Raw genomic sequence first — 16218 nt, forward strand, 5'->3', positions numbered from 1 at the left:
AAAACGTTCAGTTCTCAGTAGTAGATCAATCGCTGCACCTTGGCCACGTGCTTGGCCAACCGGATCACCTGCTTGGTGTAACCGAATTCGTTGTCGTACCAAGCGTAAAGAACCACGTTCTTTCCGTCGGGGCTCACGATGGTGGCGTTGCTGTCGAAAACGCTGCAGCACGTATCGCCGATGATGTCGCTGCTGACCAGCTCCGGGTCGATCTGGTAGTGGATCTGGTTCACCAGATCGCCATCAAGTGCTGCGTTTCGCAGGAACTCGTTCACCTCGTCCAACGTCACTTTGCGGTTCAACGTCAGGTTCATGATGGCCAGGGAGCCGTTGGGCGTTGGAACACGCACGGCGTTGGCGGTCAACTTGTCCTTGAGGCTCGGGATGGCCTTGGTGACAGCACTACCTGCCCCGGTGCTCGTGATCACCATGTTGATGGCGGCACTGCGGCCCCGGCGGGGCTTCTTGTGGTAGTTGTCCAGCAGGTTCTGGTCGTTGGTGTATGCGTGCACCGTTTCGATGTGCCCCTTTTCGATGCCTACTTTGTCCTCCATCACCTTCAGGATGGGGCAAATGGCGTTGGTGGTGCAGCTCGCAGCGCTGAAGAGCGTTTCGCTCTCAATGTCCAGGTCCTTGTGATTGATGCCGTATACGATGTTCGGCATTTCCTTCCCCGGGGCGGTCAGGATCACCTTGGCCACACCTTTGGCTTGCAGGTGGCGCCCCAGGTCGGCGCGCTTGGTGAAAACGCCGGTGTTGTCCAGCACGAGAGCGTTGTTGATGCCGTATGCTGTGTAGTCAACCGATTCTGGAGCTGCGCTGGCGATCATCTGCACCCGTTGGCCGTTGATGATGAGGCATTTGTTCGCCAGATCCTCAATGACGGTGCCCTTGAAACTGCCGTGCACGCTGTCGTTGCGCAAGAGAGCGGCGCGCTTCACGATCTCCTCATCGCTGTTCGTGCGGGTCACAATGGCGCGAAGGCGCAACTGTTGGCCCTTACCGGCTTGCCTCACCAGTTCGCGGGCAGCAATGCGACCGATACGGCCGAACCCATAGAGCACAACGTCACGCGGTTCCAATTGGCGCTTGTCCTGCCCGATGAATCCCTTTAGGTGATCGCCCAGCCAAGCTTTCGCATCCTTCTCGCCGGAGGTCTTGAACTCGAAAGTGAGCTTACCGATGTCGATCTTGCTCGGTGCGAGGTCCAGGTTGAGAAGCTCACGGGCCACCAACGCAGTGGTAGCCGCATCAACGGGCTTCTTCACCACCTTCTCGGAGTAATCCAACAAGGACAACACCTGGCTGATGCTCACATCGAAGAGGTGATTGCGGAAGAACACCAACTCCACCCCGCGCTCGTACATGAGCTTGCCAACGGAGTTCAACAGATCAACGGACGCCTTTTCGCGGTCCACGTATTCTTTCAGGCCGGCTTCGTAGCCAGTTCTTGCTTCGAGGGTCTCCATATATGGTGTGTAAGAATGGGACGTTCCTACGAGGAAGCGCCTAACCGAGATACGCCTTCAGCAGTTTACTGCGGCTGGTGTGGCGCAGGCGGCGGATGGCCTTCTCCTTGATCTGGCGCACGCGCTCGCGGGTCAGGTCGAACTTGGCTCCGATCTCTTCCAAGGTGAGGCCGTGATTGATGCCGATGCCGAAGAACAGCTTCACCACATCGCGCTCGCGCTCGGTAAGCGTGCTCAGCGCTCGCTCGATCTCCTTGGCAAGGCTCTCATTGATGAGCATCCGGTCGGCTGGCTGACTGTCCAAGTTGGGCAGCACGTCCAGCAGGCTGTTGCTCTCACCCTCAACGAAGGGTGCGTCCATGCTGATGTGGCGACCGCTCACCTTCATGGTATCCGCCACCTTTTCAGGGGGAAGGTCCAAGAGCGTGGCGAGCTCATCAGCGCTGGGGGGGCGCTCGTACTCTTGCTCCAGCTTCGCGAAGGCCTTGTTGATCTTGTTGAGGCTGCCCACTTGGTTCAGGGGCAGACGAACGATACGGCTCTGCTCGGCCAGTGCCTGAAGGATGCTCTGGCGGATCCACCAAACAGCGTAGCTGATGAATTTGAAGCCACGGGTTTCGTCGAAGCGCTGGGCCGCCTTGATCAGACCGAGGTTTCCCTCGTTGATGAGATCAGGCAGGCTAAGGCCCTGGTTCTGGTATTGTTTGGCCACCGACACCACGAAACGGAGATTGGCCTTCACCAACTTCTCCAACGCGGTACCATCCCCCTGCTTGATGCGCCGGGCCAGTTCAACCTCCATTTCGGCGTTGATGAGGCCCTCCTTGCCGATCTCCTGCAAGTACTTGTCCAGCGATTGGCTCTCGCGGTTGGTGATCGACTTGGTGATCTTGAGCTGGCGCATCCTTGTTGTCACGGGCGGCTGGGGTCTTTAAGGGTTTGTTAGGGGTGCGTCAATGCGCCAAGCTGGGCGAATTGGGGGCCGAAGGTAAGACCCCCTTCCGATAGGGGGCAACCCGATCGGTAAGGGGGTCGTTGCGTTTCGTCGAAAGCCTCAAACACCAAGCCCGTAATAGGCCTTGGTGCCATTGGGGTAGATCCCCTCAATAAGAACACCACCGCGCTTGTTGTCCAATACCCGGGCGATGTCCTCGGGCGTGGTGACCGGTTGCTGGTCGATGCGGGTGATGATGAAGCCTTCCTTGATACCACTGCTACGGAGACGGCCACCATTGATCGCGGTCACTTTCACACCGTTCCGGATGTTCAGGGCCTTGAGTTCCTCTGCAGTGGCCCCCCTGACTTCCGCACCCAGGACCGAACTGGCGGTGGTCGAAGCCTTCGCAAGGGTAATGTTCGTGGAACCGTCCTTGCCCCGGAGCTTCACATCCACAGTGCGCTCTCCGCCGTCGCGCCATACCGTTACCGCAACGTTGTTCCCCGGCCTGAACTTGCCCACCTGCTCCTGGAGCGCTGGGACGTTGTTCACGTCCACATTGCCCACCTTCAGGATGACATCACCCTCCTTGATGCCGCTAGCAGCCGCGGCACCATCGTCGGTGAGGCCCCGCACATAGACGCCCTTGATGCGGTCCATGCCCACCTCCTTGGCCAGGCTTTGGTCCATGTCCATGATGCTCACACCGATGTATGCGCGCTGCACACTGCCGAATTCAAGCAGGTCGCCGGTCACCTTCTTGGCGATGTTCACCGGAACAGCGAAGCTGTACCCGGCATAGCTCCCTGTCTGGCTGGCAATGGCCGTGTTGATGCCGATGAGTTCGCCAGCAGCGTTCACCAAAGCACCACCACTATTGCCCGGGTTAACGGCGGCATCGGTCTGGATGAAGCTCTCAATGGGGAAGATGTCGCGGTTGGCATCTTGCTGAAGGATGTTGATGCTGCGTGCCTTGGCGCTCACAATACCCGCTGTAACCGTGCTTGTGAGGTTGAACGGGTTGCCCACCGCCAACACCCATTCGCCCACTTTCACGTCGTCGCTGTTGCCGAAGGGCATGCTGGGCAGGCCACTTGCATCCACTTTCAGCAAGGCGATGTCCGTGCTGGGGTCACGGCCGATGATCCTCGCTTCCATCATGCGCTTGTCGTTCAAGTGCACTTGGATCTTGTCAGCGCCTTCGATCACGTGGTTGTTGGTGACGATATAGCCATCATCGCTGATGATGACCCCGCTGCCGGCACCCTGAACGGGGCGCTGCTGCACCGGTGCGCGATAGCCCCAGAAGAAGTCCGCAAAGGGATCGCGCTGGGTTACCATGGTTTCGGTGGTCACGTGCACTACTGCGTTCACCGTACGTTCAGCGGCACCTGTGAAGTCAGGTGCGGCCATGGTGGTGCCGGCCGGACCTGGAAGGTTCACATACCGGACCGCGGGAGAAGTGCCCCCATTGGCGGCATTGATCGTCGCATCGGGTTGGAAGTAGCTGTGAATGCCCAAGGCCAGCAGGCCGCCAGCGAGGGCCATGGAGAGGGAACCGAGGATACGTTTCATGGTTGTTCGCTTCTGTTGCCGGTGCGATCAACTGGTGTGCCGCAGCCGAACAAAACAACGCGAGTGCCCGGCCTGGGGCATGCTTGGCGCTGTTAATTGGTGTGATCCGTTCCGGGCATGGAAGGCCGCGCCAGCAAAGGCTTCAACGCGATATTTGCCGCGATGGACAAGCAGCCCCAAGCGTTCAGCAAGTGGGAAGGAACCGGCAACGACTTCATCCTGGTGGACGACCACAAGGGCTTGTTCCCCGCGCATGACATTCCGTACGTGCGACAGCTGTGCGATCGTCATTACGGCATTGGAAGTGACGGTTTGATCCTGCTCCAGAAGGCCAAGTCGGATAGGCTGGACTTCCACATGGAATTCTTCAACCCTGACGGGAGCAGGAGCTTCTGCGGCAACGGCAGCCGCTGCACGTTCGCCTTCTGGAGCAAGTTGACAGGCGGAAGTTCGGCCCGGTTCACGGCGGTGGATGGGGAGCACTCGGCGGAGTGGCACGAGGGCGAAGTTGCTGTATCACTGGCCTATGTGCCGTACGTAGGTCATGACCCTGCCGAGCCCATGGTCGATTTCATCCACAATGGCTCGCCGCACGAACTCGTGTGGGTGGAAGACCCTGCCACGGTTGATGTGCGAACGGAAGGAGCGAAGCGTCGTTGGGCACCGCGGCGTGGCGAAGGTGGAACGAACGTGAACTTCGTGCGGTGGCGCGATGGCCGCATGGAGATCAGGACCTTCGAACGTGGTGTTGAGGATGAAACGATGAGCTGTGGAACAGGTGTCGTGGCAGCGGCCATCAGCGGGCTTCACCGTATCCACATGCCATCACCGGTGCATGTGCGTGCACGCGGCGGCGACCTTCGAGTAGAAGCAGAACTGGTGGACAGGGAGGGCTATGGCAACATCAAGCTCATTGGCCCGGCGCGCGAAGTTTTCGGCGGACAATTGCCCCCACGCAGATGAAGCGGGCCAAGTGGTTCGCTCTGGTGTCGGTCGCGTTGCTGGTGGTTGCCGGCATTGTTGGTTGGCAGATCTGGCGCAAGGCGTTCGGACCGGGACCGGACTTCGGAGAGCCTTATCGCGTGCTGCTGATCCGCACAGGAGCAGGCTTCGATGAGGTGGTTGATAGCCTCAACCATCACGGCATCATCGCGGATGAGCAGGCTTTCAGGTTACTGGCGAAACGGAAGAAGTACGCCCAACGGGTGAAGCCGGGCCGCTACGTTCTGCAGAGCGGCATAAGCCCGAACGACCTGGTGAACAAGCTGAGGAGCGGGGAACAGGACCCTGTGCGCGTTACGTTCAACACCATCCGGCGCATGCCCGAGCTGGCCGGCAAAGCCGCATCATATCTCGAAAGCGATTCAACGGCCATGCTACGCGTGCTGCTCGACCCGGCCGTGGCGCGGCAATACGGCTTTGCCCAAGAGGAGTTCATTGGCATGTTCATCCCGGACACCTACGAAATGTGGTGGACGGACACGCCAAGCGATTTCGTTGCGCGCATGGCCCGCGAGTACAAGGCGTTCTGGACGGCGGAACGCAAGCAGAAAGCAACGAGCTTGAAGCTGGACCAAGGCGAAGTGAGCGCGCTCGCCAGCATCGTTCAAGCAGAGACCGGAGCGCGAAAGGATGCAGGCAATATCGCGGGTGTTTACCTCAATCGCTTGCGCATCGGCATGCCGTTGCAGGCCGATCCAACGTTGAAGTTCGCCCTTGGGCTCGACACGGTCAGCCGCATCCTGAACATAGACAAGCAAGTGGAATCGCCGTACAACACCTACAAGTACACCGGCTTGCCACCCGGCCCCATCAACTTGCCGGAGAAGCCGTTCCTCGATGCGGTATTGAACGCGCCCAAGCACGAGTACCTCTACTTCTGCGCCAGTGAAGCGCTGGACGGCACCAGCAATTTCGCCAAGACCTACGAGCAGCATCTGGTGAACGCGCGCCGTTACCACCAAGCACTGAACAAGCGCGGGATCTATAGATGACCTAGTGTTCGATGCTCACCTTCAGACGGGCATTGGCGCTTGCCATTACGTAGATCCCTGGAGCAAGGCTGGCCAGATCGATCCATGCGGACATCGCATAGGTGGTGTGCACCAGTACTTCGCCGCCCTGGGCGTTGAAAAAGCGCAAGGTGCCGAGCGGGCGTTCGCCCACTACCATGATCCCGTTTGCGGTCGGGTTCGGGAACACCTGTAGCGGCTCGAATTGTTCCAGAGAAGTTGGAAGTCCCATCACCAAATGGCAATCCGGGCCTTGGACCGGGTAATATCCCGTAGTGCCCAAGCCGTAGCACTCCAGTTCATATCCGCAGTCAAAGAAATTGCTGATCGGCTCCAACAAGCCGTGGCTGCTACCGATCCCTTCCACCAAGTACGGAGCCCAACTGTTGACCAACGCGAACCGCTTCCGCCATTCCGTGCCCACTTGGATGCTGTCGATGGCCCCAACGGTGATGTCATTGTTCCAATTGGTCGTGGACAAAGGCAGCGTATCGCCCGCGCTCAGATCGAAGTCGTACACCAGCACGTCCATGTCTTCCTGCCACTCGAAGATGGCCTGGCCATCTTGTCTGAGCAGAGCAACGAGTTCGGGACCGAACTGCGTTGTTCCCGTGCACATGGGCGGTGGAGGCGGGTTGCCACCCTGCCAATACACGGTCTCCGTACCCTGCCTCATCACCTTCTTGTAGGTATAGCCATTGGCCAACGAGTCCCCGGAGAGGAAATAGTTGTAGGCCTTGTCGGACATGCACGAACCGCCGATCCCGCCGCCGTTGTTGCACAAGCTGCCCACCCGCCACACGGGATCGTTGGCGAAGTAGTCGTTCTGTGCCGTGGCGGCCAGCGGCACAACAAAAGCAAGGAGGAATGAAGTTCTCATGAGCCTGGGATTGCCCAAATGACGCTGAAGCTGCGGAAAGTGCTGCCTTTGACCGGTCGCTCCGAACATCGGCCGGCTCATAGCCGAACCTCCGTGGTCTCACCCCCGTTAAGGCCGCTTCTATTTTCGCCCGCTCTCTCGGGCACACAACAACAGCATGACCAAGATCAAATTCGGCACGGATGGATGGCGCGCCATCATCGCAGAGGAATTCACCGTGGACAATGTGGCGCGCGTGAGCGTGGCCGTTGCCCAATGGGTCAGGAAGAACTTCCCCGACAACCCCAGCATTGTGGTGGGCCACGACTGCCGTTTCGCCGGTGATCTTTTCGCCGAGACCTGCACCAAGGTGTTCGTGAGCAATGGCATCAAGGTGCACTTGGCCAAAGGCTTTGTTAGTACACCGATGGTCTCGCTCGGTGCCGCGCAATTGAAGGCGAGCATGGGCGTGATCCTCACCGCCAGCCACAACCCGCCCAGCTACAACGGCTACAAACTGAAGGGCCACTACGGCGGCCCGCTCATTCCCGAGCACGTGCAGGAGATCGAGGACATCATCCCCGCTGCGCACGGCCTGAAGCTCGCCGACATCGACCTGAAGAAGGCAGAGGCCGACGGCATGATCAGCATCGTGGACCTGGAGGGCATGTACGTTAAGCATGTGGAGAAGAACTTCGACCTGGACGCGATCCGGAAAAGCGGCCTGGAACTGGGCTACGACGCGATGTACGGAGCAGGCCAGAACGTGATCCCGCGCATACTGCCCGAAGCCACGCTGTTGCACTGCGTCAACGACCCCTCCTTCAAGGGACAGGCGCCGGAGCCGATCCACAAGAACCTCATCGAGTTCAGCGAACTCATCAAGAACTCGGACATCCAGTGCGGTCTCGCCACTGACGGCGATGCCGATCGTATCGGGCTCTACAACAGCAAGGGTGAGTTCGTCGACAGCCACCACATCATCCTGCTGCTCATCCACTACCTGGTGAAGTACAAGAAGTTCACCGGAAAGGTGGTGGTGGCCGTGAGCACCACGCCCAAGGTGGAGAAAATGTGCAAGCACTACGGCCTGGAGTACCAAGTGGTCAAGATCGGCTTCAAGTGGATCTGCGGCATCATGATCACTGAGGACGTGTTGCTGGGCGGCGAGGAGAGCGGTGGCATTGCCATCAAGGGCCATATCCCGGAGCGCGATGGGATCTGGATGGGGCTCACCATTTGGGAGTTCATGGCGAAGAGCGGCAAGACGTTGGAGGAACTCATCCAGGAGGTGTACGCCATCGTGGGGCCATTCAGCTACGACCGCAATGACCTGCACATCAGCGAAAGCCTGAAGCAGGAAGTACTGAAGAACTGCACGGACGACAAGTACAAGAAGTTCGGTGATCTGGAAGTGCGACGCCTGGAGACCATTGATGGTTGGAAGTACCACTTCGACAACGACCAGTGGCTGATGATCCGCGCAAGCGGTACGGAACCTGTGCTGCGCACCTATGCCGAAAGCAACAGCTTGGAGAATGCGCGGAGGATCCTCGCGGCGTGCAAGCAGGCCATCGGCGCTTGAGCGGTCAGTTCTTCACGAAGGACGATCGGGCAAGCACAGCGCCTGAAGCGCACAAGCAGTCCACGGCATAGAAGCCAGGGGGAAGATCGGCAACGTGCAATGGAACCGGAGCACCGGCTCCATTGCTGATGTCGATGGTCAGAACGCGGCGGCCAGTGGCATCCGAACACTGAAGAGTTGCTATACCGGGAAGGGACGGAACGACATTAACAAACGTCTCGGCCGGGTTGGGATACAGAAGCACGTCGTTCGCCCCCCTTTGCAACACCACGATGCTGCTCTCTTCCGCAGCACCATCAAGGTCGACGATCCGCAACCTGTAGTACGCCACACCTGAAAGAGGCTCACCATCGACGAAGGCATACCGGATCACTTGCTGGCTGTTGCCCGCGGCCTGCACAGAACCCAAGTCAAGGAAAGTACCCCCATCAATGCTCCGTTGCACAATGAACGCTGAGCTGTTCTCCTCGCTCGCCGTGGTCCATTCCAGCTCATTCACATCGCCAGCAGGTCTACCGGTGAAGGAGAGCAGTTCCACGGGAAGCACGCCGATATCACCCCAGCCGTTCGCGTATCCATAGAACCAGCGGCCAAAACGCTGGCCGTCGTGCAGTTTGGCCAGTTGGTATTCCACTCGCACCCGCCACTTGTAGCGGATGTAGCCTGCGGCTTTATAGATCAGCTCCTTGATCTCAGGGGCTACCACGCCCAGATCGGTCCACACGGCACCAGTGCCCGTGCTGCCCAAACTGTTGGTGATCGGGTTCCCGCTGAACGGCTGCCCCTCGAACACGACTTCCCAACGCAGTCTGGCATCGGTCCGTTGGATCGGGCTGCGGGCACGGTGCCCGATGCCGAAGTACTGCGGGTTGGTGTAGTCCTCGCTGTTCACGGAGAGCGGGCTCACGAGGTCGCTCAGATACTGGCGCGACTGGCGCATTAGGCTGCGCGCCAGATTGCCACGGTACCAATACACGGCTCCCTCCTGGGCGAAGACCGGGTTGGCGAACGGGGCGCCAGCGATCACATCGCTGTAACCATCACCGTCCACATCGCCCCCCCCCGCCACGGAATAGCCCAGTTGGTAACCCGCAGCGTTCAATTCCAATTGATCGTATGATGCAGTTACAAGACCTGTTGGGGATCCACGAAGGACGAAGACCAGACCCTCGTCGGTCTGTGGTCCGTTCTCAAGGACGGGTGCCCCAACAACAATGTCCGCGTATCCATCGCCATTGATGTCACCACCCTCGCTCACTGCTTTGCCCACACGTGCGTTCACCACATTGCGCTGGAAGATGGTCGGCGTTGCGGTGTTGATACCGGTCGGTGAACCGTAGTAGACGAATGCGGCCCCTTCATCGGTTTGGCCGCTTTCCCATGCATCAGCGCCTACCACGATGTCGAAATAGCCATCACCGTTCACGTCGCCTGCCGCGCTGAGGCCCACTCCGAAGTTCGCGGATGCTTGATTGGGTTCGATCTGTGTTGCGGCAGGCAACTGAAGCCCCGTGACCGATCCATGATAGATGAACACGGCACCTTCGTTCGTTTGTACGTTGGTGAAGGCACGAGCAGAGATGGCCACGTCAGAATAGCCGTCCCCGTTCACATCGCCTGCGGTGGTGACCCAATGCCCGAACAGCCCGCCAACGACACCTTGCGTGAGCGTAACATCCGCGACCAATGATGGACCAGCCGCCGAGCCGTGGTAGAGGTAGGCCTGGATTATGTCCGGTGCTCCGATCAGTATTTCGCTAAAGCCGTCCGCGTTGATGTCACCTGCGGTACCGACGCTATAGCCCAAGCGTGATGCCGCAGCTCCCGTGTAGGTGCGCGTGGGAACTGTGTTCAAACCGGCGGGACTGCCAAGGAACACATAGGCCCGACCGATGTTGTTGCTCAGCGGCGCACCGATCACGACATCAGCATAGCCGTCGCCGTTCACGTCGCCCGCAGTGCTCACGCTGAATCCGAACTGTGCGTTGGCCACGTTGGCCTCAAGTACAAGCGCAGGCACCATGGACAAACCAGTGGAAGAACCCATGTGCACGTACACAAGCCCCTCACCTACTTCACCGTTCTCGGCTTGTGGTGCACCAACGAGCACATCGCTGTAGCCGTCACCGTTCACATCACCTGCCTGCGCCACGCTCCAGCCCAGTTCGGCATTGGTGGCACCACCAGCACGCACACCCGAATTGGTGAGGTTCATCGCATACGGGCCTCCATGAAAGATGGCGGCGGCCCCGCTCGTGCCATAGATGCGTGCACCGATGATCATGTCGGTATAACCATCACCGTTCACGTCACCAGCTGTGGACACGCTTTCGCCAAGGTTCGCTCCGGCATTGTTCAATTGGAAGTTCATGGAAGCCGTGCTTGGAAGACCCGTCGCACTTCCGAAGTACAAGTACACAAGACCTTCGTCCGCCTCCCCTGCCTCACTGAGCGGCGCGCCAACGAGCAGATCCCCGTAACCATCACCGTTCATGTCACCAGCTGTGCTCACCGCGCGGCCCAACCAGCCCGTGGTAATGTTGTTCTGAAGGACCACGGCCGCGGTAGTGCTCAATCCGGCTGCGCTGCCGTGGAAGACCCAAACGGTACCTTCTTGGGCCTGGCCTCCCTGGTTGTCATAGTAGGCACCGACCGCCACGTCGCTGTACCCGTCGGCGTTCACGTCGCCGGCACAGGTCACGCTCCAGCCGAACGAACCGTCGAGCAACGTACTGCCGACCAATGTCTGGTCCGGGGCCACGTTCAGCGTGGCGCCGAGCGCGTTGAACCCGCCGAAATAGACAAAGGCCTGTCCCGCATCGGAGTTCACGTTCGGTGAATCCGGCGCGCCGATGATCACATCACTGTACCCATCCCCGTTCACGTCACCTGCGCACGCGATGCTGCGACCGAAGTGCCAGAACGATTGATTGCGTTCCAGACGGTGCACCGGTACCGGGTTAATGCCGGCCGCGCCACCGAGGTAAACGAACACCACCCCCTCTTGGGTGGAACCGTATGCAGCCAGGTAGGCACCGACAAGAACATCGCTGTAGCCATCGTCGTTGATGTCGCCACCGCAGGCCACATTACTGCCGAAGTTGTCGCTCGTTTGGTTGGTCTGCAGGATCACATTGGGTGTGGAGGGGATGCCTATGGCTGATCCGTAGTAGACGAAAGCGCCTCCTTCGTTGTTTTCGCCAACCGCGCTTTCCCACGTCCGAGCGCCCACAATGAGGTCGCTGTACCCGTCGCCGTTCACGTCGCCTGCAGTGCTGACCGAACAGCCGAATTGTGCACCGGCTTGGTTGCTTTCGAGGATCAAACTGGCCGCGGCGCCAATGCCGTTCACCGTTCCATAATAAACGTACGCTGCGCCTTCGGTGGCTTGCCCGAATGAGGAGAGGTGGGCACCCACGACAACATCGCTATAGCCATCTCCATTGAGGTCACCAGCGGTGGCCACGCTGATACCGAACTCCTGGTTTGCCTGAGGCCCTACAAGTAAGCGGTTCGGCGTGGTGCTGATCGGGTCGATCGTCACGGGATAGCGCGCACCACCATCGTCCACGACGATCGAGAGCAGATCATCCTCCAGTTCGAACCATGCGTGGAGTTCCTTGCCGTTTGCATCCCAAACATGGAGGTCGTTGTACGATGCTGCGACGGTGCCTGCAGCGGTCACGAACCTCAGGTCGCCTTCGCTAACGAGCACCGCGCCCGCATCGCGGGACGAAATGCGCTGGTCCACACGCAACATCCCGTCGCCCACTGGTGCTTGGTGCACGATGAAATTCTGCCGGAGGCCAACTTGGTCGTGCACATACTCAGCAGTTGCCTCCGCAGCATGATAACGAGCCACGGCACCTGCAACTTCGGAGCGCAAAGGCACCCATTTCCTGATCGGGTATCCCCCACGTCCTACACCTTGGATATCGAACGCGAAACTGCCCTGTATGTCTTGGGTCGGAACCAGGGAGAACCCTGTTCCTGAGATCCAGCATTTGTATCCACGATGGCAGTTGGCGGCAACAAGGATCTTCTCTGCCTCGGAAGGTTTGAAGTCGAGTTCCTCGAGGTCCGGTTTCTGCTTGGAAGCAGCCGTGTCGCGCACCACGGCGCTCCCCTTTTTCCCTTGGGAGAGCCCTGGTGTTGCAAGACCCAACAACGCTGCGAGGAAGATCGTCGTGTACTGGTGCTTCATGCGTTGCTGCGACCCGCCTTTCCGAAAGGCCGGTGAAGGTAACCGGTATGCCTAGGGCATTTCAAGATGCACGGCGGAAGACGGGCCTACATTCGGCCGGTTGCCGTAACCGATCGTCCGGCTGACCGGCAGGCTTCAGATGGTGCGACTTCCGGCCATGTTCCCCGCGTTGCTCTTGACGCTCAATGGTATTGGTCAGCAGTTGGCTGTTGACTCCGTGCCCCGTTGGCGACCGTGGCTGGTCGGCTCGGGTTCCACGGTGATCACCGCCGGATCTTGGATCGCACTTGACAACGCGTGGTATGCGGACTATGAGCGGACTTCCTTGCATGCGTTCAACGATGGCCGCGAGTGGCTGGGCATGGACAAGGCGGGCCATTTCTGGAGTGCGTACAACGGTGGTGCATGGGGCCACGCCATGCTGCGTTGGAGCGGTGTTGATCATCGGCGAGCAACCCTTTATGGAGGCTGCATGGGTTTGATCTTCCTCACCGGTGTTGAAGTGCTTGATGGGACCAGCAGCGGTTGGGGGTTCAGTTGGTGGGACATGGCGGCAAACGCTGGGGGTGCAGCCACGTTCATCGGCCAGCAGCTGCTTTGGAACGAACAGCGCGTGCGTGTGAAATTGTCGGCTCATCTGACGCAGTTTGCCGCAATGCGACCGTCCCTGTTGGGTGAAGGCACGGCCGAGCGCTTGCTCAAGGACTACAATGGGCAGACCATCTGGCTGAGCGGCAACATCCACGCGTTCATGCCCGAACGATCCGCATTCCCGAAGTGGCTGAGCGTGTCCGTTGGCTACGGCGCAGAGAACATGGTGACGGCCGAGGACGACGGGCTGAATGCAGCGCGAGGGATCGGGCCCCGCAACCCTCAGATCTTCCTCTCCCTGGATGCCGACCTCACCTGCATCAAAAGCCGATCAGCTTTCGTGCGGACCGCTTTGTTCTTATTGAACAGTATCAAGGTGCCGGCGCCGGCATTGGAATGGCACAATGGGCGTTTCCTGGCACACGGGCTCCACTTCTAGCCTGGCAATGTGCCTTCGAGCATCATCAACTTCACACGTAGCACGGCGGCCACCGTCAAGCTGTCGAGCACTTCGCCGCGCGCCACCATCCCGTACAGTTCCTCGAACGGCAATTTGCGCAGCACCAGTTCCTCGTCGTGGTCCGGTTGCGGAGGTTGGAACGTGAGGCCGCGCGCCACAAAGAGCACTGCATGTTCATCGCTTGCGGAGTTGCTCAGATCCATCCGTAGGACCTCGGTCCAACGCTCCGCGGTGATGCCGGCCTCTTCAAGCAGTTCCCGTTTCGCGCCTTCCAACGGAGGAACATCGCGCGGACTGCCACCTTCGGGGATCTCCCAGCTATACGTCTCAATAGGATAGCGGTATTGGCCGACGATCCATGAGTTCATCTCGTCGTCGAGGGCCACAACGCCAACGGCAAGTGAGCGGAAATGGACTACGCTGTACGTGCCAGGTGCACCGCTCGGATCCATGATATCGTGCTTGTTCACCACGATCCAGGGCGAGGAATAGACCACCTCCTCGCTCAAGGTTGTCCAGGGGCCGCGCTTCTTCATGTGCGGCAAAGAAAACCCTCCTTACCGGAGCCCGCCTCAGCGCTGGGTAGTGCCCAATTTGAAAACGATGCCCACTTCCTGGATGCTTCGGACCCGCTTGCCGTTCTTCCTTCCGGGTTTCCAACGGATCGTTCGCACCAGGCGAAGGGCCTCGTCAGTGCAGCCACCGCCCACTTGTTCAAGGGCTCGCACGTTCGCCACGCGGCCGCTCGTTTCCACGGTGAACTCGACGTGCACGGTGCCTTCGATACTGCGTGCGAAAGCATCCTTGGGGTAGCGCATGTTCCGGCCTAAGTGGAGGGGCAGTCCTCGTACCCCACCATCAATAAGCGGTTCTGGCAGGCTGTCGAGCTGTGTTGCGGTGTAGAGTGCACCGCTGGCGTCCATATCGTCCTTGGACTCCTGCGGAGGCCGCTTTTTCTGCAGGCGCTCGAAGCGTTTCGGATCAAAATCGATCTGGACCATCTGCTCGGACGCAATGGCCTGGCCATCCCTCTGTGCGGGTAACCACCGCACCAATCCAGCTAGTCGCAGGGCCTCAGCATCGCAGGCGGGTGTCACGGACCGGAGCACCCTGAAGTCTTCCGTTCGGCCATCGGCATGAACTGTGAACACGACCGTAACGCTGCCCGCACGCTGAGCGCCGAGCTCCTCTGCCGGATAGCGCATTTCCTCCTCAATGAAGCGTTGCATTTCGGCCTTTCCATCGAAGGGCAGCGGAACGCCGCTTTGGGCCTGAAGCAGCGTTGTGGTGAGCAGCACCGGTAGAGCAAGCGCGGATCGCATGGGGCTAAATTTGGCGCATGTCCAGCAAGTTCCGTCCCGGCGACCGCTTCATCTTCCTCGACGAGGAGGGTGGAGGCACGGTACTGGAACTGTTGAGCCACAACCGCGTTCGGGTGCGGACAAGTGCTGGTTTCACGTTGGAATACCCGCTCAGTGCGTTGGTCCCGGTGGTACAGATGCCCGACCAGAAGTACTATGCAGTGAGCGACCATCAGGCCCAGTTGATCGCGGCCAATGACAAGCTCGAAGAAGAAAAAAAGCGATCGCAGCGAAAGGGCGCAGCATTACGCACCGGCAAAACGGCCCCCAAGCCTGAGGACAAGAGCGTGGCCGAGGTGGACCTTCACCTGCACGAGCTGGTAGAGGACGAAACCGTGCTGAGCCACGACGAGAAGCTCCGCTACCAACTGGCGTACTTCGAGCGCGCCCTTGAGGCCGCCATCCGCGACGGCAAGCGAAAGCTCATTGTCATCCACGGCGTGGGTGAAGGTATTCTTCGTGAAGAGGTGCGTCGGACGTTGCAGTATTACGAGAGCGTGCGGTTCGTGGACGCGGATCCGAGGCGCTACGGATCTGGCGCAACGGAAGTAACCATCCTGCGGCACTAAGAGCCTGTTTGGGATCTCTTCAAACCCGCTCTCCGGTCTCTTTTCCGCCCATGCTTCGCCGGAAAATGATCCCGTAGGCACCGCTACGCGATGCTTTTCCGGATGCGCGTGAACGAAAAATAGCCTGGGAGCCCTTCGTTCAAGAGATCCCAAACAGGCTCAAAGGGCCGAGGCGCAGGTTCATTCCCTGTCGATACCGTAGGAATGCGCATCATCGATACTGTCCTTGACCTCCTTGATGCGATAGGCGATGACGGCCAACTCCTTGTGCCCGTGCGCTTTGAGCCACTCCAGTGAATCCATGTCCCCATCGCCCGCACGCGCCATGCGCAGGAGGACAGGCATATGGTGGTGTTCAAGCCATTTCATCGCTCCCTCATCACCCTCCACCGCACTGATGAGCGCCATCAGGTGCGGGTGGCCGTTCTTCAGCAACCATTCACGCGCTTCCTTCTTCAGGTGCAGGGCGAAAATGAAGATGCCCAGTTCCGGGTAGCCGTTCTTCATCAACCAGTCACGCAGGCCCGGGTTCCCGCGGATGGCTTCACCCCAAGCGAGAAGCACTTTGGCCGGGTATTCCAGTCGCATCATTGAGG

13 protein-coding genes are annotated in these 16218 nt (G+C 59.5%); 5 read left to right on the forward strand and 8 right to left on the reverse strand.

Going from position 1 to position 16218, the window contains the following annotated elements:
- Positions 1–14: 14 nt before the first annotated feature.
- From IPJ76_02065 to IPJ76_02075, 3 genes are all read right to left on the reverse strand, one after another.
- Positions 15–1469 (reverse strand): glyceraldehyde-3-phosphate dehydrogenase, encoded by a 1455-nt coding sequence (locus tag IPJ76_02065; protein ID QQR87034.1) that lies wholly within the window; start codon positions 1467–1469, stop codon positions 15–17.
- Between the two features lie 40 nt (positions 1470–1509).
- Entirely contained in the window at positions 1510–2373 is an 864-nt protein-coding gene (locus IPJ76_02070; GenBank protein QQR87035.1) for an RNA polymerase sigma factor RpoD/SigA, read from the reverse strand.
- A gap of 150 nt (positions 2374–2523) precedes the next feature.
- On the reverse strand, positions 2524–3981 hold the full coding sequence (locus tag IPJ76_02075) for a Do family serine endopeptidase (GenBank protein ID QQR87036.1): 1458 nt from the start codon (positions 3979–3981) through the stop codon (positions 2524–2526).
- Positions 3982–4098: 117 nt separating this feature from the next.
- Between IPJ76_02075 and dapF the strand changes: the two genes are divergently transcribed.
- On the forward strand, positions 4099–4944 hold the full coding sequence (dapF, locus tag IPJ76_02080) for a diaminopimelate epimerase (GenBank protein QQR87037.1): 846 nt from the start codon (positions 4099–4101) through the stop codon (positions 4942–4944).
- Complete coding sequence (gene mltG / locus IPJ76_02085; protein QQR87038.1) at positions 4941–5975, forward strand: endolytic transglycosylase MltG; 1035 nt, start codon at positions 4941–4943, stop codon at positions 5973–5975. Before dapF ends, mltG begins: the two co-directional genes overlap by 4 nt.
- A gap of 1 nt (position 5976) precedes the next feature.
- Here mltG and IPJ76_02090 read toward each other — a convergent pair whose 3' ends face one another.
- On the reverse strand, positions 5977–6873 hold the full coding sequence (locus tag IPJ76_02090) for a T9SS type A sorting domain-containing protein (GenBank protein ID QQR87039.1): 897 nt from the start codon (positions 6871–6873) through the stop codon (positions 5977–5979).
- Positions 6874–7030: 157 nt separating this feature from the next.
- Between IPJ76_02090 and IPJ76_02095 the strand changes: the two genes are divergently transcribed.
- The gene (locus IPJ76_02095; protein ID QQR87040.1) at positions 7031–8437 is read left to right on the forward strand and encodes a phosphoglucomutase/phosphomannomutase family protein; all 1407 of its coding nucleotides are present in this window, start codon (positions 7031–7033) and stop codon (positions 8435–8437) included.
- Positions 8438–8441: 4 nt separating this feature from the next.
- On the opposite strand, the gene IPJ76_02100 is transcribed toward IPJ76_02095, so the two are convergent.
- Positions 8442–12641, reverse strand: coding sequence for an FG-GAP repeat protein (locus IPJ76_02100; protein QQR87041.1), 4200 nt, complete (start codon positions 12639–12641; stop codon positions 8442–8444).
- 157 nt (positions 12642–12798) lie between these two features.
- Between IPJ76_02100 and IPJ76_02105 the strand changes: the two genes are divergently transcribed.
- Positions 12799–13671 (forward strand): DUF2279 domain-containing protein, encoded by an 873-nt coding sequence (locus IPJ76_02105; protein ID QQR87042.1) that lies wholly within the window; start codon positions 12799–12801, stop codon positions 13669–13671.
- Here the strand turns inward: IPJ76_02105 and IPJ76_02110 are convergent.
- Together IPJ76_02110 and IPJ76_02115 are read right to left on the reverse strand one after the other, a co-directional pair.
- The gene (locus IPJ76_02110; protein QQR87043.1) at positions 13668–14228 is read right to left on the reverse strand and encodes an NUDIX hydrolase; all 561 of its coding nucleotides are present in this window, start codon (positions 14226–14228) and stop codon (positions 13668–13670) included. The genes IPJ76_02105 and IPJ76_02110 overlap by 4 nt on opposite strands.
- Positions 14229–14264: 36 nt before the next feature.
- A complete protein-coding gene (locus IPJ76_02115; protein QQR87044.1) occupies positions 14265–15014 on the reverse strand; it encodes a TonB family protein in 750 nt (249 codons plus the stop codon).
- Between the two features lie 17 nt (positions 15015–15031).
- Between IPJ76_02115 and IPJ76_02120 the strand changes: the two genes are divergently transcribed.
- Positions 15032–15622 (forward strand): Smr/MutS family protein, encoded by a 591-nt coding sequence (locus IPJ76_02120; GenBank protein ID QQR87045.1) that lies wholly within the window; start codon positions 15032–15034, stop codon positions 15620–15622.
- Positions 15623–15802: 180 nt separating this feature from the next.
- On the opposite strand, the gene IPJ76_02125 is transcribed toward IPJ76_02120, so the two are convergent.
- Positions 15803–16213, reverse strand: coding sequence for a hypothetical protein (locus IPJ76_02125; protein QQR87046.1), 411 nt, complete (start codon positions 16211–16213; stop codon positions 15803–15805).
- Positions 16214–16218 lie beyond the last annotated feature (5 nt).

The organism is Flavobacteriales bacterium, assembly GCA_016699575.1.
Classification (GTDB): Bacteria; Bacteroidota; Bacteroidia; order Flavobacteriales_F; family PHOS-HE28; genus PHOS-HE28.